Origin of the sequence: Aminobacter sp. MDW-2 (genome assembly GCF_014250155.1) — a bacterium.
Classification (GTDB): Bacteria; Pseudomonadota; Alphaproteobacteria; order Rhizobiales; family Rhizobiaceae; genus Aminobacter; species Aminobacter ciceronei.
Genome location: NZ_CP060197.1, coordinates 350925 through 372647, shown reverse-complemented (window position 1 = coordinate 372647; position 21723 = coordinate 350925). Strand labels below are relative to the sequence as shown.

Sequence of the window (21723 nt, the reverse complement as noted above, 5' to 3'; positions counted from 1 at the left end):
CCGCCCCTTGCGCTCAGGTCATTTTGGTATACAGTATTCCAAAATGACCTGCAGACGACACCTCAAGGGGAACAGTGAATGACCGTTGCAATGAACCCGGACGAGTTCCGCACCGCGCTCGAAAACGCCATCAAGGGCAAGAGCGCCAACAAGTCGCCGTTCAGCGTCGGCTGGGCCAGCGGCAAGCTCAGCCGCGACCATCTCGCCCGTTGGGCGGAGAACCACTACCACTATGTCGGGCCGTTCGCGGACTACCTCGGCTACATCTACGCCCGCATGCCGGAGGGCTATGTCGAGGCCAAGGATTTCCTGCTCGCCAACATGTATGAGGAAGAGATCGGCGGCGACCGCCACACCGATCTGCTTGTCCGTTTCGGCGAAGCCTGCGGCACGTCGGGCGACAGGATGCGCGATCCCGACAACATGTCGCCGACCACCCGCGCCCTGCAGAGTTGGTGTTATGCGGTGGCGATGCGTGAGGATCCGATCGTCGCCGTTGCCGGACTGGTGGTCGGCCTCGAATCCCAGGTGCCGTCGATCTACCGCAAGCAGACGCCGACACTGCGCGACAAATATGGCTTTACCGACGAGGAGGTCGAGTTCTTCGACCTGCACATCGTCTCCGACGAGATCCATGGCGAGCGCGGCTACCAGATCGTGCTCGAGCATGCCCGCACGGTCGAGATGCAGCAGCGATGCCTCAAGATCTGCGAGGTCGGCGCGCAGATGCGGCTGCTCTACACCACCGCCCTCTACAACGACTATGTCGCGGCCGAACTGCCGCTCGACGAGCTGCTCGCCGCCTGATCCCGCCACAGTGGGAGCGCGCGGGGCGGCAACGCCGCGTGCGTTCCCCCGGTGGCCCAAAATATCAACAATTGCCGGACGATACCGACGTGAAACAGGTCCTGAAACTCGAACTCGAAGAAGCCCGCGTGATGGTGGCCGCGGCGGTCGCCAAGGCGCTGGAACTCAACGTTCCCGAAACTGTCTGCATCGCTGATGACGGCGGCTACCCGATCGCGCTGGAGCGCATGAACGGCGCGCGCGTCACCGGCCCGCAGATCGCCTGGAACAAGGCCTTCACCGCTGCCGGCCACAAGCGCTCGACGCACCTGTTTACCACCCCGCCCAACGGCCCGGCACTGCCCGGCAACGAGGCCTTCGGCATCCAGCTCAGCTTCGAGGGCCGCTTCGCCGCCTTTGTTGGTGGCTTTCCAGTCGTCGTCGATGGCGAGGTCATCGGCGGCGTCGGCTTGAGCGGCGGCAATGGCGAGCAGGACATCGCCTGCGGCATAGCTGCACTCGCAGCACTTGCGGCGTTGCTCGAGCCCAAGGGGCACAAGGTCATGGTGCAGGCCGACATCAAGAAGTGACCGAAGCGGCAGCGCCGCATCCCAACCGTAGTGGAGAAATGGATGGACCATGTTGTGCGCGTCCTCGAAACCGAGGACCAGTTTACCGTTGCCTCCGAGGAATCCGTGCTGATGGCGGCGATCCGCCAGGGCGTACAGCTGCTGCACGACTGCACCGAGGGTGGCTGCGGCACCTGCCGTATCAGGCTGATGGAAGGCTGCGTCCGCTATGAGGAATACCCGCTGGCGCTGTCCCCGGAGGACGAGGAAGAGGGCTTCGCCCTTGCCTGCCAGGCGCGGCCGGAGAGCGACCTGCTGATCTCGACCGAACGGCCGATGGAGCCGTGCTCCGATCCAGAACGGTATACCGCGACCATCCAGTCTGTCCGCAATGTCGGCCGCGACGTCGTGCACCTGACGCTGGCACTTCCCGGCGCGGAACAGCTTGTCTACCGGCCAGGGCAATATCTCAATGTGCTGCTCGGCGACGGCAACAAGCGCAGCTTTTCGATGGCTTCGGTGCCCAACGGCAAGACCGTCGATCTGCACATCCGACGTGTACGTGACGGTCACTTCACCGCGGGCCAGTTGCCGCGGCTCGGCCCCGGCGACCGGCTTGACGTCGAGCTGCCGCATGGCCTGTTCTGCTGCCGCAAGGAGGATTTTCGCCCGTTGCTGATGGTAGCGACGGGCACGGGGCTGGCGCCGATCAAGAGCATACTGGAATCGCTGATGGACGATCCCGACTGCCCGCCTGTGTCGCTCTATTGGGGCATGCGTACCGAGGACGACCTCTATCTGCATGACGAGATCCAGTCCTGGGCCGAGCGTCTGTGTGACTTCCAGTATGTGCCGGTGCTGTCGCGGCCCGGTCCGGGCTGGCAAGGGCGGCAAGGCTATGTCCAGGAGGTCGCCGCCGAGGACATCGGCGATTTTTCCGAGCACGCGATCTACATGTGCGGCTCGCCCAAGATGATTTCGAGCGCCAGGAAACTGTTCGTCGAGAACGGCGCCAATCCCGGCTTCATCTACGCCGACGCCTTCAATTTCCAGCACACGCTCGTGCCGGCCGAGTAGCGGCGAACGGCTGGTAGGGCGAGGGCAGCATGGAGATCGCAGTCGAAACGCCCGCCGGCAGCCTCGCCGGGCAACGGCATGACGGCGTCGACCGGTTCCTCGGCATTCCCTATGCGGCGGCGCCCGTCGGTGCTCTGCGGTTGCGGTCGCCAAGGCCAGCGCCTGGTTGGGCCGGCATACGGCGTGCCGACCACATCGGTCCGGCGGCACCGCAGCATCTCGCCGGCAGCCAGACCTGGCTCACCGAGCCGATCGCCTGCATGGACGAGGACTGCTTGACGCTGAATGTCTGGGCGCCTGCCGATGCCTGCGATGCGCCGGTGCTGGTCTGGTTCCATGGCGGGGCGACGCGTAATGGCCATGGCGGCGCTGCCGCCTGTGACGGTTTTCGCCTCGCCCGCGAACACGGCATCGTCGTCGTCACCGTCAACTACCGTCTCGGCCCGCTGGGTGGTCTTGCCCATCCCGAACTCACCGACCCCGAAACCGGCACATGCGCCAACTGGGGCATGCAGGACAAGATCGCGAGCCTGCGCTGGCTGCGCGACAGCATCGCCGGCTTCGGCGGCGATCCGCGCAAGATGACGATAGCTGGCCAATCCTCTGGCGCCGCCAATGTCGTGCTGATCGCGCAGAACCCGGACTGTGAGGGGCTGTTTTGCGGTGTCATCGCCCAAAGCCCTCCGCTGTTCCAACCGCCAATGTTCGTCGGGCTCGACGATGCCGCCGAATACACCGAGGCGGTGGCTGCGGCACTGGGCACCTCGGTCGCCGGCCTGCGCGATCTCGACGGTTCCGACCTCGTCCGCCGCGAAGCTGCGCTGCTGCGCGATGTCGACTTCGCCAGACGGTTCCCCCGGCCGCGCACCGCGCCCACGCTCGATGGCAGGTTGGTGCATGCCTGGCCGCATGACGGGGTGCTCGCCGACGTGCCGCTGCTGATCGGTTTCACCCGCAACGAGGCCAGGTTCTGGTATGACCTCGCTCTGCCCGACGGCACCAGGCTTTCGGCACTGACGCCGCCCGAACCGGGTGCGCCATTCGAAGCGGCGCTGGCGCGGCTGATTGCGCTGCATTACCCGTTCGAGCCCACGCCTTCGCCCGCGGCGACCTTCGCCGCCTATGGCTTTGCCATGCCGGATGCCGGCTCCGCCGCGATCTGGCTCGCCATCTACTCCGACCTCGTCTTCCGCGCGCCGATCTTGCACTATGCAACGCGCCATGCGCGGCGCGGCTCGCCCGCTTTCCTCTACGATTTCGCCTGGCCGCTCGCCGTGACCGGCGGCACGCCGCACGCCGCCTGCGTGCCGTTCGTCTTCGGCACCCACCGCCATCCGCATCTTGCGCCCAAGATCGGCGTCGATGTCGATGCCACCGTCGCCGCCGCGATGGCTGCCTGGGCGACCTTCATTCGCCACGGCACGCCGGCAACGCCAACTCACGATTGGCCGGGTCTCAACCCCGGGTTGCCATTGGACGCCGCGGAGGCGATGAGCATCGGCCGCGACGGTATGCTGTTTGGGCCACTCCATGGCGCAAACCGGCTCGCGTCGTGGCCTGCAATGCAGCAGATGGGCGATGCGGATTGAATATTGTACTCCAAAGCCCGGACGCTATATCATCCGGCACAAGGCGTTGCTTCCGCAGGTTGATTCGACCCTTGCCACAGGAAGTGTAAGACCATGACCGTCGTACTCGGGGAAATCCACGCTCCGCTCACCAAGCTGATCACCGCCGCCTTGCGCGAGCGCATCGTCAGCGGCGAAATCGGCGTCGGCGAAAGATTGGTCGAGGGCCGCCTTTCCGAGGAGATGGGCGTGTCGCGCATGCCGGTACGCGAGGCGCTGCGCGAGCTCGCCGCCGAAGGCATCGTCACCATCGAGCCGCGACGCGGCGCTTCCGTCACCGTCTTCAGCGAGGAGCAGAAGCGCGAGCTGGTCGAGGTTCGCGCCACGCTCGAGGCGCTCAACGCCAAGCTCGCGGCCAAGCGCCACGATCCCGAACAGATCGCCGCCCTGCAGCGCATCCTCGACGACGGCGCCAAGCTCGCCGACACCGACGATCCGGTGCTGCTGTCGCGCCAGAACACCGAGTTCCACGAGGCGCTGGCAACCGTCGCCGCCAATTCCGTGCTGCAGGACATGGTGCGCTCGCTGCGCGACCGCACGGTCATGCTGTTCGCGCCGATCAGCAAGCGCCGCGGCCGCCAGAACTGGGAAGAACATGCCGGCATCCTGCGGGCGGTGATCGCCGGAGACAGCGAACTCGCCGCCCTGCTGGCCGCCCGCCACGTCTACAACGCCGCCGAGATGCCGCAGGAATAGCCTGGCGGTTTCTATCTCGCGCCTGAAATGGACCCGCGCACCACCAGGTCGACCGGCCAGACCTCGCCGCGTGCGCCGTCTTCCAGCCCCGAAATGCGCGCCGCCAGCCTTTCGGCGACGCGGGCGCCCGCGGCGCGGATCGACGAGCGTGTCGTCGTCAGCGGCACCGAAAAATGCTCCGGCTTCAGCCAGTGGAACACGTCGTCGTGGCTGACCAGCGAGAGATCCCGTGGCATCGAGAGATTGAGGTCGCGCGCCGCGCGTACGATGCCAAGCGCCATCAGCAGGCTGGAGCAGACGATCGCCGTCGGCGCCTCCGGCCCCTCGAGCAACCGCCGCGCGGCGCGGTAGCCGTTTTCCTCGGTCATGATCTCCGAACGGATGTTCTTCGGCTCCAGCACCAGCCCGCTTTCGGCCAGCGCTCGCCTCACGCCGCGCTCGCGGAAGATGGCGAAGGTCTGGGTGTCGTCGCCATTGATCAGCGCCACCCGCTTGTGACCGAGCTGGACGAGCAGCCGCGTCGCGTCATGAAAGGCGCCTTCATTGTCGATGTCGATGAACGGATAGTCGAAATCGAGGCCTTCGCTGCGGCCATGCACGATGAAGGGGATGCCGAGCTGGTGGGCAAGCGCCACGCGCTTGTCGGCATTGTAGGGCGCCGAGATATAGAGCGCGTCGACCTGCTTGTTGGCGACGATGCGCCGGTAAGTGGTTTCTTCGTCCTGGGCATCCGCCGGGCTCAGCACAAGATCGAGTTCGTGGCCGCGGGCATAGTCGCCGAGGCCGGAGAGAAATTCGACGAAATGCGGATCGATGTCGACCGAGGCTCCCGTGGGCATGACATAGCCGATCATCCCGGCCTTGCCGGTCGCCAGCCGGCGCGCACTCGGGTTCGGCCGGTAGCCGTGGCGCTTGGCGGCATCGGTAACCCGCCGACGAGTCTCCTCGCTGACCTCGGGATAGCCGTTCAGCGCACGACTCACCGTCGTCTGCGAGAGTTCGAGCATCAGCGACAATTGCTTGAGGTTCACCTCGGCTCCGATTCTCAAAGCGCTTTCAATCGGGCTTCTGCCTGATGTCGGGCGAAGCAGCTGCGTGTCGCCGGCAAGAATAGCTGCCGAATTGCTTGCTTTGAAGCGAAATCTACTCGTGCGGTACCCAAAAAGCATGCTGCAGCGCACACTGCTGTCGAACTTAAATCGATTAGTTGAGCGAGCCTCTTGACTCCTGACAATTCCGGTGGCGTGATGCGGCAATCCAAAGCGCTTTGAAATGCCGTTGCGTGAAGCAGTTGCAGCTCATGCAAGTCTGGGGCACAGTTCGGGGCGGTGCAGGCGGGCGGAATGGAGGTTCCGTCCGGAGTTTTCGATCCACTGGGAGGAAGACCATGAGGAAGACCCTGTTGCTGGGCGTGGCTTTTGCCGCCGTCGCCCTGAGCGCGCCCGCTTCGGCGGAGCTGAAGTTCAAACCGGGCGAGGACGCCCGCTTCACCTGGGCAAATTTCGACGAACTCAAGAAGGTCGACCTGAAGGGCGAGACGCTCTCGATCTTCGGGCCATGGCGCGGTGAAGACGAGGCACTGGCCCGTTCGGTGCTCGACTATTTCAGCGAGGCCACCGGCGCGACGATCAACTACTCGTCGTCCGAGAACTACGAACAGCAGATCGTCATCGACACCCAGGCTGGCAGCCCGCCCAACATCGCCATCCTGCCGCAGCCGGGCCTGATCCAGGATCTGGCCTCCAAGGGCCTGCTGACGCCGCTCGACGAGGGCACTGCCAATTTCATCAAGGAGAACTACGGCGCCGGCCAGTCCTGGGTCGATCTTGGCACCTACAAGGACAAGGACGGCAAGCCCGGCTTTTACGGCTTCCCGTTCAAGGCCGACCTGAAGTCGCTGGTCTGGTATGTGCCGGAGAATTTTGAGGAAGCCGGCTACGAGGTTCCCAAGACCTGGGAAGAGATGCAGGCGCTGACCGACAAGATCGTCGCCGATGGCGGCGTGCCGTGGTGCATCGGTCTGGGTTCGGGTGGCGCCACCGGCTGGCCGGCCACCGACTGGGTCGAAGACATCATGCTGCGCACCCAGGCGCCCGACGTCTATGACAAGTGGACCAGGAACGAGATTCCGTTCAACGATCCGGCCGTCGTCAACGCGCTCGACATCTTCGCCAAGATCGCCACCAACGACAAATATGTCGATGGCGGCAAGGCGGCGGTCGCCGCGACCGACTTCCGAGACAGCCCGAAGGGCCTCTTTGCCGTGCCGCCGAAGTGCTACATGCACCGCCAGGCGTCGTTCATCTCGTCCTTCTTCCCGGAAGGCACCAAGCTCGGCGAGGATGCCGACTTCTTCTACCTGCCGCCCGTCGCCGCCAAGCCCGAGCTCGGCAATCCCGTACTCGGCGGCGGCACGCTGTTCACCATCGCCAAGGACTCCAAGGCCGCGCGTGCCTTCATCGACTTCCTGAAGATGCCGCTCGCCCACGAGATCTGGATGGCGCAGTCGGGCTTCCTGACCCCGCTCAAGACGGCGAACAAGGAAGCCTATGGCAACGAAGCGCTGAAGAAGCAGGGCGACATCCTGGTCAACGCCTCGACCTTCCGCTTCGACGGTTCCGACCTGATGCCGGGCAAGATCGGCGCCGGCGCCTTCTGGACCGGCATGATCGACCTCGTCGGAGGCAAGCCCGCAGCCGATGTCGCAGCCGACATCCAGAAGAGCTGGGACGCGATCAAGTAAGCGTTCAAGCTAGTCCCCTCGCTTGCCGCTTCGCGGACGCCTTCCCCTTGTCGGGGGAGGCACCGGCGGCCCCGACCCGGTCCCCCCTCCCGCCGGGAGCGGTGCCCCGGCGTGTCGCGGAGAGCGGGTGAGGGGACTTCCTTTCAAGTCTGCTCGAACAAGTCCGTTGAAAAGGGCCCGTTGAAAAGGGCCGGTTGAAAGGGAATGATTCCCATGACGGCACAGATACTTTCGGCCATTTTCACCATCATCGTCGGCGTCGGCGGTTGCGTTGTCTATTACTGGGGCGCCAACAAGATCCTCGACGCGGTCTTTCCCTCGCGCGGCGTTTCAGGCGCTGCCGCCGTCGACAATCTGCGTCGCCAGGGCCTGATCCGGCCATGGCTGTTCGTCGGCCCGGCGATGCTGATCGTCACTGTCTACCTTGTCTATCCGGTGATCGAGACACTCAGGCTGTCCTTCATGGACCGTGGCGGCGAGAACTTCGTCGGCCTCGCCAACTACAGCTGGGCCTTCGGCGACCGCGAGTTCCGCAATTCGATCTTCAACAACCTGTTGTGGCTCGCCGTCGTACCGGCTGCCTGCACCTTCTTCGGCCTGATCATCGCCGTGCTCACCGACAAGATCTGGTGGGGCAACATCGCCAAAAGCCTGGTCTTTCTGCCGCTCGCCATCTCTTTCGTCGGCGCCAGCGTCATCTGGAAGTTCGTCTATGAGTATCGGGCCGAGGGCCAGACCCAGATCGGCATCCTGAACGCCGCCGTGCAGTATCTCGGCGGCAATCCGCAGGTGTGGATCTCGACGCCGTTCTGGAACAACTTCTTTCTGATGGTCATCCTGATCTGGATCCAGACCGGCTTTGCCATGGTCATCCTGTCGTCTGCCCTGCGCGGCATTCCGGAGGAGACCATCGAGGCCGCCGTCATCGACGGCGCCAACCCGTTCCAGATTTTCTGGAAGATCATGGTGCCGCAGATCTGGGGCACGATCGCGGTCGTCTGGACCACCATCACCATCCTGGTGCTCAAGGTCTTCGACATCGTGCTGACCATGACCAACGGCCAGTGGAACAGCCAGGTGCTGGCCAATCTGATGTTCGACTGGATGTTCCGCGGTGGTGGCGACTTCGGCCGCGGTGCGGCGATTGCCGTCATCATCATGCTCGCCGTCGTGCCGATCATGATCTGGAACATCCGCCAGGCCAATCGTGAAGGTGGGGGAGGACACTGACATGGCCAGTTCAAGGGGAAAATCCGTCATCGGCCGCTTCGGCGTCCACATCGCGGTGCTGGTCTTCGTTGCCATCTGGACCATCCCGACGCTCGGCATCCTGGTCAGCTCGCTGCGCGACAAGGATCAGCTCATCGTCTCGGGCTGGTGGACGGCGTTGTCGACTTCGTCTCAGACCGAGGCCGGGCGCACCGACGCCGCCGACAAGCAGGTCGAGAAGGACGGCAAGTTCCTGATCATGGGCAACCTGTTCGGCGCCGGCGACGCACGCACCGTGACCGCCTTCGGCACCAAGGCGCAGCAGCCGACGCAATTCGAAGCCGGCACTGCCGCCGACCTCGGCGAGGGCGTGACGCTTCAGGTCAATGACGACGGCTCCTACGTGATGTCGTCGCCCAAGGCCTTCGAGATCACCCGTGGCCAGCGTGTCTATTTCTCGGCCTCGGCGCCGCCGCGCTTCACCACCGACAACTACCGCACAGTGCTGTTTTCGGAAGGCATCGGACGCTCCTTCATCAATTCGCTGACGGTCACCATTCCGGCGACAATCATTCCGATCCTGATCGCCGCCTATGCTGCCTATGCGCTTGCCTGGATGCGTTTTCCCGGCCGCGCGCTGCTGATCGCCGTCATCATCGGCCTGCTCGTCGTGCCGCTGCAGATGTCCCTCATTCCGCTGCTCAAGCTCTACAATGGCGTCGGCCTGTTCTTCGGCGTGCCTGCCAAGACCTATCTCGGCATATGGCTGGCGCATACAGGCTTCGGCTTGCCCTTCGCGATCTATCTCCTGCGCAGCTACATTGCCGGCCTGCCGCGCGAGATCATGGAATCGGCGCGCATCGACGGCGCCAGCGACTTCGAGATCTTCGTCAAGATCGTGCTGCCGCTGTCCTTTCCGGTGCTCGCCTCCTTCGCCATCTTCCAGTTTCTCTGGGTCTGGAACGATCTGCTGGTGGCGATGGTCTTCCTTGGCTCGGGCTCCGACCAGCTGGTGCTGACCGGCAAGCTCAATGCCCTGCTCGGTTCGCGCGGCGGCGACTGGGAAATCCTCACCACCTCGGCCTTCGTCACCATCATCGTGCCGTTGATCGTGTTCTTCTCGCTTCAACGTTATTTCGTCCGCGGCCTGCTCGCGGGCTCAGTCAAGGGAGGCTAGCTCAGATGCAAGCCGCAATGCGCAAGTTCGAAAACCCTGAAACCGCTGTCGATCGCGACTGGTGGCGCGGGGCGGTGATCTACCAGATCTACCCCCGCAGCTATCAGGATTCGAACGGCGACGGCATCGGCGACCTCAGGGGCATCATCGACCGGCTGCCGCACATCGCCTCCCTGGGTGCGGATGCCGTCTGGATCTCGCCCTTCTTCAAGTCGCCGATGAAGGATTTCGGCTACGACATTTCGGACTATCTCGACATCGACCCGATGTTCGGCACGCTCGCCGACTTCGACGCTATGATCGCAGAAGCCCACCGCCTCGGCCTCAAGGTGATGATCGACGGGGTCATCTCTCACACCTCCGATCTGCACGCCTGGTTCAAGGAAAGTCGCGCCAGCCGCGACAATGCCAAGGCCGACTGGTACGTGTGGGCCGACGCCAAGCCCGATGGCAGCCCGCCCAACAACTGGCTGTCGATCTTCGGCGGCTCTGCATGGCAGTGGGACACCAGGCGCATGCAGTATTACCTGCACAACTTCCTGGCCGAGCAGCCCGACCTCAACTTCCACAACCGCGACGTCCAGGACGCGCTGCTCGACGTTACCCGCTTCTGGCTCGACCGTGGCGTCGACGGTTTTCGTCTCGACACCATCAATTTCTACTTCCACTCGGCAGGCCTCGAGGACAATCCGGCGCTGCCGCCGGAACAGCGCAACGACCAGACGGCACCCGCGGTAAACCCCTACAATTTCCAGGACCACATCTACGACAAGAGCCGGCCGGAGAATCTTGAATTCCTCGCCCGCTTCCGCGCCGTGCTAGACGAGTATCCGGCGGCCGCAGCTGTTGGCGAAGTCGGCGATTCCCAGCGCGGTCTCGAGGTCGTGGCGTCCTACACCGCCGGCGGCGACAAGGTGCAGATGTGCTACGCCTTCGACTTCCTGGCGCCGGAAAAGATATCGGCCGCCAAGGTGCGCACGGTGCTCGAAGATTTCGGCAAGGCGGCCAGCGACGGTTGGTCGTGCTGGGCCTTCTCCAACCACGACGTCGTCCGCCACGCCTCGCGCTGGGGCATGGGCGAGGCCGACCGCACCGCCTATCTCAAAGTGATCTCGGCGCTTCTGATGTCGCTGCGCGGTTCGGTCTGCATCTATCAGGGCGAGGAGCTTGGCCTGACCGAAGCCAGCCTCACCTTCGAGGATCTGCAGGACCCTTACGGCATCCGCTTCTGGCCCGAGTTCAAGGGCCGCGACGGCTGCCGCACGCCAATGGTGTGGAATAAGGACGCCGTCAATGGCGGCTTCTCCCGGGCGAAGCCCTGGCTGCCGGTGCCCGCGGATCATCTGGCGAAGGCTGTCGACACCCAGGAGGGTGATGCGGCCTCGCTGCTTGAGCACTACCGGCGCTTCCTGGCCTTCCGCCGTTCACATCCGGCGCTCGCCAAGGGCGAGATCGCCTTCCTCAAGGCAGAAGACGACGTCGTCGCCTTCACCCGTCGCGAAGGCAACGAGGAGGTCGTCTGCGTCTTCAATCTTGGCAGCGCGCCGGCTAACATCGACCTCGGAGGTCGTGGTCTGCAGCCCTTGCCGGGGCATGGGCTCGATGGAAATGCCAACGCCGGCGCAGTCCGGCTCGGTGGTTACGGCGCCTGGTTCGGGCGCTTCGTCTGACCGCAAATTAGGTACTGGGAGGAAACCATGGCCGATCTAACGCTCAGGGACGTCAAGAAGTCATACGGCAATCTCAACATTCTTCATGGCATCGACCTCGACATCAAGTCGGGCGAGTTCATCGTTTTCGTCGGCCCTTCGGGCTGCGGGAAGTCGACGCTGTTGCGTTCGATCGCAGGCCTGGAGGAGATCACCGGCGGTGAACTGTACATCGCCGGCGAGAAGGTCAACGACGTGCCGCCGTCCAAGCGCGGTATCGCCATGGTGTTCCAGTCCTACGCGCTCTATCCGCACATGACCGTCTACGACAACATGGCGTTCGGCATGAAGATCGCTGGCGAGAGCAAGGCCGAGATCGACAAGCGGGTGCGCGCCGCGGCCGAAATCCTGCAGCTGACCAAATATCTCGACCGCCTGCCCAAGGCGATGTCCGGCGGCCAGCGTCAGCGTGTCGCCATCGGCCGCGCCATCGTGCGCAACCCGAAGGTCTTCCTCTTCGACGAGCCGCTGTCCAACCTGGATGCCGCCTTGCGCGTCGCCACCCGCATCGAGATTGCCAAGCTGAAGGAATCGATGCCCAATACAACGATGATCTACGTCACCCACGACCAGGTCGAGGCGATGACGCTGGCCGACCGGATCGTCGTGCTCAAGGATGGCCGCATCGAGCAGGTCGGTTCGCCGATGGAGCTCTACAAGCATCCCGGCAATCTGTTCGTCGCCCAGTTCATCGGCTCGCCGGCGATGAACATCGTTGCCGGTACCATCGAAAGGACAGGCGAGACGAGCGTCGTCAGCCATGTCGGTGGCCACAAGAGCTCTGTTCCGGTGGCGACGCCCTCTGAGGCCCAGGGCAAGCCAGTCAGCTTCGGCGTGCGACCCGAGGATCTCTATGTTGCGACCGGTGACGACTACCTGTTCGAGGGGCTCGTCGACTATGTCGAGCAGCTCGGCGAGGTCCAACTGGTCTATGTCGACATCGGTCGCGCGGAGCAGCCGCTGGTGGCCAAGCTGCCCGGCAATGTCGAGGTCAAGCGCGGTGCCAAGATTCGGCTCGCCGCCAGTCCCGACGAACTGCACATCTTCGACAGTGAGGGTCATTCCTTTGCCCGCCGCCGGCTGACGGCTGCAGCTGCGTAAACGCCTTGCCGTCCCCTTTGCGGGGAGGGTGACCCAAAAAGGCCGGGTGTGGTGAGCGTGGGAACTCCTACGCCCAAACCCGCTCGGCTCTGTTGCTCGGCCCTCCCCACAAGGGGAAGGTATGCTGTTCACTCTACCGCCACCTGTTTCTGCCTGATCGCCGTCCGCCGCTTGGAGACAAAGAACGCCGCGACGAATGTCAGGCTCATCAGCAGAACGATGGTTGGCGCCGGCGCGCTGTCGATGAAGAAGCTGAGATAGACGCCCGACAACGAGCAAGACACCGCCACCAGCACTGACACCATAAGCATACGCTCGAAGCGGTCGGTGAGCAGGTAGGCGATTGCGCCGGGGGCGATCAGCATGGCAATGGCGATGATGATGCCGACGGCCTTCAGCGCGCCGACGATGGTCAAAGACAGTATCGTCAGCAGCCCATAATGCAGCAGCCTGACCGGCAGGCCGATGGCCTGCGCGTGCTGTGGGTCGAAGGCATGCAGCAACAGGTCGCGGCGGAAGAAGCCGATGGCACCTGTTGCCACCAGCGCGATGGCTGCCGTCTGGCCGACATCGCTCCAGCTCACGCCGAGCATGTCGCCGAACAGGATATGGTCGAGATGCACGTCGGTCTGGATCTTCGTGTAGAGCACGATGCCGAGGCCAAACATACCGGAGAAGACGATGCCCATGACGGTGTCTTCCTTGATCCGGCTGTTCTGCTTGAGATAGCCGGTTGCCAGCGCGCAGGTCATGCCGGCGGCAAAGGCGCCGACCGCCAGCGGCAGGCCGGCGATGTAGGCCAGCACGACGCCGGGCAACACCGCATGGCTGATGGCGTCACCCATCAGCGACCAACCCTTGAGCACCAGGAAGCAAGACAACAGTGCCATTGGCACCGCAACCAAAAGCGAGATGGCGAAAGCCTGCTGCATGAACGGGAAGGCGAAGGGCAGGGCGAGGGTTTCGATCATGCCCCAGCCTCCAGTTCCAGCCGCGCCCGTCGCCGCGCCGCAAGCAATCCGTGCTTGGGTGCGAAGACGAAGGCGACCAGGAAGATCAGCGTCTGCGCCACCACGATGATGCCGCCGGTCGCGCCGTCCAGAAAGTAGCTGGCATAGGCGCCGGCAAAGCTGGTCACGCTGCCGATCGCCACGCTGATGACGATCAACCGGGGAAACCGGTCGGTGAGCAGATAGGCCGTCGCCCCCGGCGTCACCACCATGGCGATGACCAGGAAGGCGCCCACTGTCTGCAAAGCCGCCACCGTCGAGGCCGACAGCAGCATGAAAAACAGCACCTTGAGCAAATCAGGGTTCAGCCCGATCGAGCGCGCGTGGTTCTCATCGAAGAAGGCGACCATCAGGTCTTTCCATTTGGCGAGCAGGATCGCCAGCGAAATGCCGCCGATCAGGACTAGCTGCAACGTGTCGGAAGGCGTCACCGCCAGGATGTTGCCGAGCACGATGGTCTGGATGTTCACCGAGGCCGGCGACAGCGAGATCATGAACAGGCCAAGCCCGAAGAAGGAGGTGAAGATCAGCCCGATGATGGCGTCCTCCTTCAGCTTGGTGCGCTGGTTGAGAAACAGCATGGCGCCCGCCGCCAGCCCGCCCGACAGGAACGCGCCGAGCGCGAAGGGCAGGCCGAGCATGTAGGCGCCGGCGACGCCTGGGACAATCGAATGCGAAAGCGCGTCGCCGATCAGCGACCAGCCCTTGAGCATCAGATAGGCCGACAGGAAGGCGCAGACGCCGCCGACGAGTGCAGACACCCACATGGCGTTGAGCATGTAGCCGTAGCCGAACGGCTCGATCAGCGTGGAGATCATTTCCGGCGCCCACCCGATTTGTCGGCCCGATCATTGCCGTTTCCGTCGCCATAGATGACGAAGGGTCGCTCGTCGTCGGTCAGCACCGTCACCTGTCGCGTATCGGCATCGTCATGCAGTTCGGAGCCGCCGAGGATGAACTGGCGCAGCACGCCGCCGAAGGCCTTTTCGAGGTTGGCCTTGGTGAAGGTTTCAGAAGTCGGCCCGGCCGCCAGAACGGTCCGGTTGATCAGGACGGCGCGGTCGCAGAAGCGTGGCACAGAACCCAGATTGTGGGTCGACACCAGCATCACCCGACCTTCGTCGCGCAGGCCCTGCAAAAGCGCGATGATCGCCTCTTCGGTGCGCACGTCGACGCCGGTGAAGGGTTCGTCGAGCAGGATGAGTTCGCCCTCCTGCGCCAGCGCGCGGGCCAGGAATACACGCTTCTTCTGCCCGCCCGACAGTTCGCCGATCTGGCGCTTGCGGAAGTCGGCCATGCCAACGCGTTCGAGCGCTGCGTCCACCGCCTCGCGGTCGATGCCGCGCGTCATGCGGAGGAAATTCATGTGGCCATAGCGGCCCATCATGACGACATCCTCGACAAGGACTGGAAAATTCCAGTCGACGTCCTCGCTTTGCGGCACATAGGCGACGAGGTTTTTCCTCAGCGCTTCGCGTGCCGGCTGGCCTAAAATCTCGACGCTGCCTGACGCCAGCGGCACGAAGCCCATGATCGATTTGAACAGGGTCGACTTGCCCGAGCCGTTGACGCCGACGAGCGCGGTGATGGTGCCGCGCGGAATGGCGAATGAGGCGTTGCGCAAGGCGGTGTGGCCGTTGCGGTAGGTCACCGAGATATTGGAGACGTTGAGCCCGTCGCCCGGGGCGGCCTCCGCCTGGGGCCGCCCTTTCATGGGTGCAGTCATTGGGTCAGTCCCTTGACGATGGTCTGAGTGGTGACGCTCAACAGGTCGAGATAGGTCGGCACCGGGCCGCTCTCATCGCTCAGCGAGTCGACATAGAGCACGCCGCCATATTTTGCCCCGGTCTCGCGTGCGACCTGCTCGGCAGGCTTCGACGACACGGTGCTTTCGCTGAACACGGCCGGAATGCCGTTGGCCTTGACGAGGTCGATCACCTTGCGCACCTGCTGGGGAGTGCCTTGCTGGTCGGCATTGATCGGCCAAAGATAGACCTCCTTCAGCCCGAAGTCGCGCGCCAGGTAGGAGAAGGCGCCTTCACTGGTGGCGAGCCAGCGGCGCTCGGCAGGGATGGTCTCGATGGCCTTGTGAATCGGCGCCACCGTCGCCTTGATCTTCTCGGCATAGGCGGCGGCGTTCCTGGCGTAGACCTCGGCGTTTTCAGGGTCTTTCTCGGCGAAGGCCTTGCGAATGTTCTCGACATAGATCAGCGCCGCCTCTGGAGACATCCAGGCATGCGGGTTGGGCTTGCCCGTATAGGGACCCTCGGCGATGCCCATCGGCACAACGCCATCGGAGACGACGGCCTGGCTGACGCCGTCGAGGTTTTCGAAGAACTTCTGGAACCACAGTTCGAGGTTCAGGCCGTTCCACAAAACGAGGTCGGCCTTCTGGGCGCGCAGGATGTCGCCCGGCGTCGGCTGGTAGTTGTGAATCTCGGCATTGGGCTTGGTGATCGATTCCACCTCGGCTGCGTCGCCGGCGACGTTGCGGGCGATGTCGGCGATCACGGTGAAGGTGGTCACCACCTTCATCTTGCCGCCCGCCGCGCTGTCCTGAGAGCAGGCCGAAAGCCCGAGCGCCGCCGCAAGCAGAGCGATGGCGGCGAAGGTGGTGCGAAGTGCTGTCATGGTAATCCCGTTTCAGAATGCCGCACCGAAGGGGCGGCAGCTACGGTGCCTTACCTAATGGCAGTTGGTGCGCCTGTCAATGCAATTGCAAATCGTTTGCAAGTAGAGATGTGACTGTCGCTTACTGAACCTTCCGAAGTGGTCTTGTTGCGCGGGCGACGGCAGGCAGGATGGTCGATGCGTGGATAGCTTGTTGACGCTTTTAGCTTCTTTTTAGCTCCCACAGATCGGCTATGCCGCGATCCGTCCGATCGCCAGCGTCGCCAACATCTCGGGGCCTTTTTGATGCAACGTGGCAGAATGAGCGCCCCTGGCGACGAGACTAATCTCCCTCCTTGTGGGGGAGATGGCCGGCAGGCCATCACGGCGGGGAGGGTTGGCTTCGTATAGCGCGGGCCGTCTTCCACTTGCTCCCACGCGGGGGACACGCATCGCCCCACTTCACCTGGGGATGAACGGCGACATAATCTTTTGCAACTGAGTGTCATCTGGCACATAGTCGCGCCATGACGAAGACGCCTGTGAAACATGCTCCCAAGAAGCCGGACTACGAGAAAGCGCTGCGCAAGGCGGGCATCCGCATCACGCGGCCGCGCAAGATCATCCTTGGCATTCTGGGTGAAACTGAGGACCATCCCGACGCGCTGGAGATCTTCCGCCGCGCCGAACAGGTCGACAAGAGCATCTCGCTTTCGACAGTCTACCGCACCATGAAGTTGCTCGAGGAGATGGGGGCCATTCACCGCCATGCCTTCGAGGGCGGGCCATCGCGCTTCGAGCAGGCTGGCGGCGATCACCACGATCATCTCATCGACATGGACACCGGCGACGTCATCGAATTCCGCTCCGATCGCATCGAGCAGCTGCAGCAGGAAATCGCCCGCCAGCTCGGCTACGACATCGTCCATCACCGGCTCGAGCTCTACGGCCGCCGCCGCAAGGACTGATGACGCAAGGTCAGGCCACGACGAGTTGATCGACCGGCGACAAGGCGCGTCGGGCGGCGAGTTGACCTCGGCAAAAGCGCGGTCAATCATGCCGCGTCTTCGACGACAGCAATCAGCAGACAGGACCAGCGACCATGGAAAAAGCCGAAATCGGACTGATCGGATTGGGCACGATGGGCTCGAACCTGGCGCTGAACATCGCCGAAAAAGGCCATCGTATCGCCGTCTTCAATCGCACACCGGCCCGGACGCAGGCGTTTGTCGAATCGGCGGGCGCCTTGCGCGACATGGTCGTGCCCTGCGGCTCGATCGAGGAACTGGCCGCCGCCATCCGCCCGCCGCGACCGATCATCATCATGGTGCTGGCCGGCGATCCGGTCGACCAGCAGATCGCAGCCCTGCGCCCGGTTCTCGCCGCCAACGACATCATCATCGATGCCGGCAACGCCAATTTCCGCGACACGATGCGCCGCTTCGAGGAGCTCGACGGCTCGGGCCTGACCTTCATCGGCATGGGTGTCTCGGGCGGTGAAGAGGGCGCGCGCCACGGCCCCTCGATCATGGTCGGCGGCACGCCTGAATCCTATGCCCGCGTCGAGGACGTGCTGACCGCGATTTCGGCCAAGTACAAGGGCGAGCCCTGCGCCGCCTGGCTCGGGCCGAACGGCGCCGGCCATTTCGTCAAGACCATCCACAACGGCATCGAATATGCCGACATGCAGATGATCGCTGAGATCTACGGCATCCTGCGCGACGGGCTGTCGATGACGCCGAAGCAGATCGCGCCGGTCTTTGCCGGCTGGAACAAGGGCCGGCTCGAATCCTACCTGATCGAAATCACCGCATCGGTGCTCGAAGCCGACGATCCCAAGACCGGAAAGCCGGTGGTCGATATCATCCTCGACCGCGCCGGTCAGAAGGGCACCGGCAAGTGGTCGGTCATCGAGGCACAGCAGCTTGGCATCCCGGCGACAGCCATCGAAGCGGCGGTCGCGGCACGCGTGCTGTCGTCGATGAAGGATGAACGGCTGGCGGCGGAAAAGGCCTACGGCGCCAACACGCTGAAATTCGCCGGCAACAAGGACGAGGTACTCGGCGATCTTGAGCTTGCACTGTTTGCCGGCAAGATTGCTGCCTATGCGCAAGGCTTCGCCGTGATGGCCGGCGCGTCGAAGGAATTCGGCTGGAACCTGCCGATGCCGACCATCGCCAAGATCTGGCGCGCCGGTTGCATCATCCGTTCGCAGTTCCTCGACACCATCGCCGAAGCTTTCGGCAAGGCCGATCGGTCGACCAATCTTTTGATGGTGCCGGCCTTTGTCGAGATCATGGGCAAGGCGCATCCGTCGCTGCGCCGCATCGTCGCCCGCGCCGCCGAGGCCGGGCTGCCGGTGCCGGCGCTGTCGTCGGCGCTGGCCTATTTCGACGGCTATCGCCAGGGTCGCGGCTCGACCGATCTCACCCAGGCGCAACGCGATTTCTTCGGCGCTCACGGCTTCGAGCGCATCGACGAGCCGGGCGCGCACCACGGGCCGTGGGGCAGCGGCAGTTAGCGTCCTCAGGGAAGTGTCGGGCAGCGCTGCCCCTCATCCGCCTGCTGACAGCGTCTCCCGGTGAATGGGGAGACGGGAAGCTGCCGCGGCGCGGCCCCCCTCGCCACGTATACGGGGAGAGGGCTGCTCAGGTGGTGTCGTCTTTTCCTGATCCGGGTGTCTCGTAGGCCTCGACCGCCTTGGGCTTGCTGAGGCTCTGCAGGGCACCGATGTCGCGCCCGGCGATGCGGCCGAGCACGGCGCGGGCGAGTTCGGCGCCCGCCAGCCGCACGTCTTCATTGACGACGTAGAGCTGCGGTCTGAGCAGGTGCAGCAGTTTTGACGATTGCTTGGAAACGATGTCGACGTCCTGGCCGATCCGGAAGCCGGCCTCCTCGATGCCGGCGACCAGCGCGAAGGTGCCGGCCCCCGCGCCGCTGACGAAGGCATCTGGACGGTTGGGTCGGCGCATCAGCTCGACGGTCTGCTTTCGAATGTCCTCGATGGAATGGTCGACGGTGGCCATCGGGAACGGCACTTCGCTCAATCCGTGTTCCATCAGGGCGTCAGCGAAGCCGTCGCGCATGTGATGGTAGTAGCTGAGGTTCGAGGGCGGGGCGAGCAGCGCCAGGCGCTTGCGCCCGAGCGCTGCGAGCTTCTTCACCGCCTCGATTGAATAGGCATGGTTGTCGAAATCGTGGAACGCATGGTCGATGCCCATATGGGTGCGGCCATGGGTGGCAAAAGGCATGCCGCGCTCGGTCATGTAACGCACACGTTTGTCGTCGGGTTCGGTGCGCGAGATGATGACGCCGTCGGCCGACGCCGTCTCGACGACATAACGCACCGGCTCCAGCGGATCGTTGTTGCGCGAATAGGGTGTCACCACCAGGTGATAGGGAGTCTGCGCCAGCGCCTCGGAGATGCCGTAGATGAGGTCCGAGACGAAGCCGCCGACCTGCTCCTCGGTGTCGAGCACCAGGCTGATGACATTGGTCTTGCCGGTGCGCAGGCGCACGCCGGCGCGGTTTGGCCGGTAACCGATCTGGCGGGCGACGAGCTGCACGCGCTGCCTGGTCGCCGCGCCGATTTCGGGGGCGTCCTTGAGCGCGCGCGAGACGGTCGTGACGCCGAGGCCGGTCATGAAGGCGATGGTCTTCAGCGTCGGCGGATTGGCCTCGCCGCCAGCGGCCTGGTCGGCATTTTCATCCGGCGGTGTCTTGTCGTTCATGGCCATTGCCCCACCGTGATCCCTGCTCGGCGCATATCGCATTTGCATGATGGACCTGACAAGCGCTTTCCTGCAAGAACTGTAACGTTTCACATTGTGCCAATTCACGGTGTTTTTGGAGAGCCCCCACGGTCGACGGCTCAGGCGTGACCGTGCGCTGCAAAATGGCTGTCGACTGTTGATTCATCTGCATGATTTGCTTGGAAATGCTGCATTGCGGCGCGATTTACCAGCGCAACAGGGCTGCTGCTTCTCCTGGCTTTAGTTCGGCTCGCGAAGAAAATATCGCACACCCATTGCAGCGGCCAAAAACTTCGCCTAACGTCCGTACCTGTAACGTTTCAGATTCAGGGAGGAGTACGATGCGTTATAGGCTGACGACAGCTGCATTTGCAGCAAGCGTCGTGTTTGGGGCTGCAGGTTCAGCCTCCGCGACCGATCTCGAAGTGACGCACTGGTGGACCTCCGGCGGCGAGGCGGCGGCAGTTGCCGAACTCGCCAAGGCCTTCGATGCCACCGGCAACAAATGGGTCGACGGCGCCATCGCCGGTTCCGGTGACATCGCTCGCCCGATCATGATCGGGCGCATCACCGGCGGCGATCCGATGGGCGCAACCCAGTTCAATCATGGCCGCCAGGCGGAAGAGCTCGTCCAGGCTGGATTGATGCGCGATTTCACCGAACTGGCACAGAAGGAGGGCTGGACAAAGTTCATCCACCCCAAGAGCCTGCTCGACGGCTGCACGCTGGACGGCAAGATCTACTGCGTGCCGGTCAACATCCATTCGCAGCAGTGGCTGTGGCTGTCCAACAAGGCCTTTGCCGACGCCGGCGTGGCGGTACCGAAGAACTGGGACGAGTTCGTCGCAGCGGCGCCGGCGCTGGAAAAGGCGGGCATCGTACCGCTCGCCATCGGCCAGCAGCCCTGGCAGACGACGCTCGCCTTCCAGGTCATCCTCGTCGCACTTGCCGGTCCGGAAACGTTCCAGAAAGTGTTTGGCGACAAGGACGCGACTTTGGCTGCCGGCGCCGAAATGGCCAAGGTCTTCGCCGCCGCCGACCAGGCGCGCCAGATGTCGGCCAGGTCCAACGTCCAGGAGTGGAACCAGGCGACAAGCATGGTCATCAACGGCAAGGCCGGCGGACAGATCATGGGCGACTGGGCTCAGGGCGAGTTCCAGGTCGCCGGCCAGGTTGCCGGCAAGGATTACACCTGCCTGCCCGGCCTCGGCGTCAACGAGATCATCTCGACCGGCGGCGATGCCTTCTACTTCCCCAAGCAGACCGATCCTGAAAAGGCCAAGGCACAGGAGGCGCTTGCCTCGGTGATGCTGTCGCCGGCGACCCAGGTTGCCTTCAACCTCAAAAAGGGCTCGCTGCCGGTGCGCGGCGACGTCGACCTGAACGCCGCCAATGACTGCATGAAGAAGGGGCTCGAGATCCTCGCCAAGGGCAACATCATCCCGGCGCCCGACCAGTTGATGTCGGCCGATGGCGTGACCCAGATCAATGATCTGTTCGTGGAGTTCTTCGCCAACAAGGAGCTTTCGCCACAAGACGCGCAGAAACGCTTTGCCGAAATCATCGCCGCTGCGGACTAGGGCAGGGCATCCGGGCTTCCCGACCCGGTTCCTGCCTGAGATGCTGCAGTCCTGTCAGCGGCGTTCTGCCGGCCCC

Annotated in this window: 19 protein-coding genes; 13 read left to right on the top strand and 6 right to left on the bottom strand. The window is 63.8% G+C overall.

The features are described 5' to 3' along the window. Window positions 1–78: 78 nt before the first annotated feature. From H5P29_RS01900 to H5P29_RS01880, 5 genes are all read left to right on the top strand, one after another. On the top strand, window positions 79–807 hold the full coding sequence (locus tag H5P29_RS01900; RefSeq protein ID WP_067954995.1) for a TenA family transcriptional regulator: 729 nt from the start codon (window positions 79–81) through the stop codon (window positions 805–807). Between the two features lie 89 nt (window positions 808–896). Continuing rightward, window positions 897–1376 (top strand): heme-binding protein, encoded by a 480-nt coding sequence (locus H5P29_RS01895; protein WP_067965788.1) that lies wholly within the window; start codon window positions 897–899, stop codon window positions 1374–1376. 42 nt (window positions 1377–1418) lie between these two features. Next, window positions 1419–2432 carry a 2Fe-2S iron-sulfur cluster-binding protein gene (locus tag H5P29_RS01890; RefSeq protein ID WP_154384535.1) on the top strand — a complete coding sequence of 338 codons (1014 nt, stop codon included), beginning with the start codon at window positions 1419–1421 and terminating at the stop codon, window positions 2430–2432. Window positions 2433–2461: 29 nt separating this feature from the next. After that, window positions 2462–4021: a carboxylesterase/lipase family protein gene (locus H5P29_RS01885; RefSeq protein ID WP_154384536.1), complete on the top strand. Its 1560-nt coding sequence runs from the start codon at window positions 2462–2464 to the stop codon at window positions 4019–4021. 93 nt (window positions 4022–4114) lie between these two features. After that, entirely contained in the window at window positions 4115–4756 is a 642-nt protein-coding gene (locus tag H5P29_RS01880; RefSeq protein ID WP_067954987.1) for a GntR family transcriptional regulator, read from the top strand. Window positions 4757–4767: 11 nt separating this feature from the next. Here the strand turns inward: H5P29_RS01880 and H5P29_RS01875 are convergent, their stop codons facing one another. Beyond that, window positions 4768–5787, bottom strand: a complete 1020-nt coding sequence (locus tag H5P29_RS01875) for a LacI family DNA-binding transcriptional regulator (protein ID WP_182573585.1) — start codon at window positions 5785–5787, stop codon at window positions 4768–4770. Window positions 5788–6143: 356 nt separating this feature from the next. Here H5P29_RS01875 and H5P29_RS01870 point away from each other — a divergent pair, with 356 nt between their 5' ends. The 5 genes from H5P29_RS01870 to H5P29_RS01850 all read left to right on the top strand — a co-directional run bounded on the left by H5P29_RS01870 (window position 6144) and on the right by H5P29_RS01850 (window position 12695). After that, window positions 6144–7499 (top strand): ABC transporter substrate-binding protein, encoded by a 1356-nt coding sequence (locus H5P29_RS01870; protein WP_067954985.1) that lies wholly within the window; start codon window positions 6144–6146, stop codon window positions 7497–7499. A 213-nt stretch (window positions 7500–7712) separates the two neighbouring features. Continuing rightward, entirely contained in the window at window positions 7713–8729 is a 1017-nt protein-coding gene (locus H5P29_RS01865; RefSeq protein WP_067965784.1) for a carbohydrate ABC transporter permease, read from the top strand. A 1-nt stretch (window position 8730) separates the two neighbouring features. Beyond that, window positions 8731–9885, top strand: a complete 1155-nt coding sequence (locus tag H5P29_RS01860) for a carbohydrate ABC transporter permease (protein ID WP_154384537.1) — start codon at window positions 8731–8733, stop codon at window positions 9883–9885. Between the two features lie 17 nt (window positions 9886–9902). Next, window positions 9903–11555 carry an alpha-glucosidase gene (locus H5P29_RS01855; RefSeq protein WP_371746536.1) on the top strand — a complete coding sequence of 551 codons (1653 nt, stop codon included), beginning with the start codon at window positions 9903–9905 and terminating at the stop codon, window positions 11553–11555. A gap of 27 nt (window positions 11556–11582) precedes the next feature. Continuing rightward, complete coding sequence (locus tag H5P29_RS01850; RefSeq protein ID WP_067954980.1) at window positions 11583–12695, top strand: ABC transporter ATP-binding protein; 1113 nt, start codon at window positions 11583–11585, stop codon at window positions 12693–12695. Window positions 12696–12823: 128 nt separating this feature from the next. Here H5P29_RS01850 and H5P29_RS01845 read toward each other — a convergent pair whose 3' ends face one another. Genes H5P29_RS01845 through H5P29_RS01830 form a run of 4 tightly spaced genes read right to left on the bottom strand, consistent with a single transcriptional unit; the run spans window position 12824 to window position 16240 of the window. Further along, complete coding sequence (locus H5P29_RS01845; RefSeq protein ID WP_067954978.1) at window positions 12824–13666, bottom strand: metal ABC transporter permease; 843 nt, start codon at window positions 13664–13666, stop codon at window positions 12824–12826. After that, on the bottom strand, window positions 13663–14523 hold the full coding sequence (locus H5P29_RS01840; RefSeq protein ID WP_067954976.1) for a metal ABC transporter permease: 861 nt from the start codon (window positions 14521–14523) through the stop codon (window positions 13663–13665). Before H5P29_RS01840 ends, H5P29_RS01845 begins: the two co-directional genes overlap by 4 nt. Beyond that, window positions 14520–15431, bottom strand: a complete 912-nt coding sequence (locus H5P29_RS01835) for a manganese/iron ABC transporter ATP-binding protein (RefSeq protein ID WP_371818599.1) — start codon at window positions 15429–15431, stop codon at window positions 14520–14522. The genes H5P29_RS01840 and H5P29_RS01835 overlap by 4 nt, the downstream gene beginning before the upstream one ends. Then, window positions 15428–16240, bottom strand: coding sequence for a metal ABC transporter substrate-binding protein (locus H5P29_RS01830; RefSeq protein ID WP_246340588.1), 813 nt, complete (start codon window positions 16238–16240; stop codon window positions 15428–15430). Before H5P29_RS01830 ends, H5P29_RS01835 begins: the two co-directional genes overlap by 4 nt. Before the next feature lie 602 nt (window positions 16241–16842). On the opposite strand from H5P29_RS01830, the gene H5P29_RS01825 reads away from it, so the two are divergent. Next, entirely contained in the window at window positions 16843–17283 is a 441-nt protein-coding gene (locus H5P29_RS01825; protein ID WP_067954969.1) for a Fur family transcriptional regulator, read from the top strand. A 134-nt stretch (window positions 17284–17417) separates the two neighbouring features. Next, window positions 17418–18836 carry an NADP-dependent phosphogluconate dehydrogenase gene (gene gndA, locus H5P29_RS01820; RefSeq protein WP_154384539.1) on the top strand — a complete coding sequence of 473 codons (1419 nt, stop codon included), beginning with the start codon at window positions 17418–17420 and terminating at the stop codon, window positions 18834–18836. A 127-nt stretch (window positions 18837–18963) separates the two neighbouring features. On the opposite strand, the gene H5P29_RS01815 is transcribed toward gndA, so the two are convergent. After that, window positions 18964–20052 carry a LacI family transcriptional regulator gene (locus H5P29_RS01815; RefSeq protein WP_154384540.1) on the bottom strand — a complete coding sequence of 363 codons (1089 nt, stop codon included), beginning with the start codon at window positions 20050–20052 and terminating at the stop codon, window positions 18964–18966. 356 nt (window positions 20053–20408) lie between these two features. On the opposite strand from H5P29_RS01815, the gene H5P29_RS01810 reads away from it, so the two are divergent. Continuing rightward, window positions 20409–21647: an ABC transporter substrate-binding protein gene (locus H5P29_RS01810; RefSeq protein WP_154384541.1), complete on the top strand. Its 1239-nt coding sequence runs from the start codon at window positions 20409–20411 to the stop codon at window positions 21645–21647. Window positions 21648–21723 lie beyond the last annotated feature (76 nt).

What these genes read in the sequence shown, in the direction of transcription:
- H5P29_RS01900 (WP_067954995.1), top strand. Translation starts at nt 79, where the DNA reads ATGACCGTTGCAATGAACCCGGACGAGTTCCGCACCGCGCTCGAAAAC.
- H5P29_RS01890 (WP_154384535.1), top strand. Translation starts at nt 1,419, where the DNA reads ATGGACCATGTTGTGCGCGTCCTCGAAACCGAGGACCAGTTTACCGTT.
- H5P29_RS01885 (WP_154384536.1), top strand. Translation starts at nt 2,462, where the DNA reads ATGGAGATCGCAGTCGAAACGCCCGCCGGCAGCCTCGCCGGGCAACGG.
- H5P29_RS01880 (WP_067954987.1), top strand. Translation starts at nt 4,115, where the DNA reads ATGACCGTCGTACTCGGGGAAATCCACGCTCCGCTCACCAAGCTGATC.
- H5P29_RS01870 (WP_067954985.1), top strand. Translation starts at nt 6,144, where the DNA reads ATGAGGAAGACCCTGTTGCTGGGCGTGGCTTTTGCCGCCGTCGCCCTG.
- H5P29_RS01865 (WP_067965784.1), top strand. Translation starts at nt 7,713, where the DNA reads ATGACGGCACAGATACTTTCGGCCATTTTCACCATCATCGTCGGCGTC.
- H5P29_RS01860 (WP_154384537.1), top strand. Translation starts at nt 8,731, where the DNA reads ATGGCCAGTTCAAGGGGAAAATCCGTCATCGGCCGCTTCGGCGTCCAC.
- H5P29_RS01855 (WP_371746536.1), top strand. Translation starts at nt 9,903, where the DNA reads ATGCGCAAGTTCGAAAACCCTGAAACCGCTGTCGATCGCGACTGGTGG.
- H5P29_RS01850 (WP_067954980.1), top strand. Translation starts at nt 11,583, where the DNA reads ATGGCCGATCTAACGCTCAGGGACGTCAAGAAGTCATACGGCAATCTC.
- H5P29_RS01845 (WP_067954978.1), bottom strand. Translation starts at nt 13,666, where the DNA reads ATGATCGAAACCCTCGCCCTGCCCTTCGCCTTCCCGTTCATGCAGCAG.
- H5P29_RS01840 (WP_067954976.1), bottom strand. Translation starts at nt 14,523, where the DNA reads ATGATCTCCACGCTGATCGAGCCGTTCGGCTACGGCTACATGCTCAAC.
- H5P29_RS01835 (WP_371818599.1), bottom strand. Translation starts at nt 15,431, where the DNA reads ATGACTGCACCCATGAAAGGGCGGCCCCAGGCGGAGGCCGCCCCGGGC.
- H5P29_RS01830 (WP_246340588.1), bottom strand. Translation starts at nt 16,240, where the DNA reads ATGAAGGTGGTGACCACCTTCACCGTGATCGCCGACATCGCCCGCAAC.
- H5P29_RS01825 (WP_067954969.1), top strand. Translation starts at nt 16,843, where the DNA reads ATGACGAAGACGCCTGTGAAACATGCTCCCAAGAAGCCGGACTACGAG.
- gndA (WP_154384539.1), top strand. Translation starts at nt 17,418, where the DNA reads ATGGAAAAAGCCGAAATCGGACTGATCGGATTGGGCACGATGGGCTCG.
- H5P29_RS01815 (WP_154384540.1), bottom strand. Translation starts at nt 20,052, where the DNA reads ATGGCCATGAACGACAAGACACCGCCGGATGAAAATGCCGACCAGGCC.
- H5P29_RS01810 (WP_154384541.1), top strand. Translation starts at nt 20,409, where the DNA reads ATGCGTTATAGGCTGACGACAGCTGCATTTGCAGCAAGCGTCGTGTTT.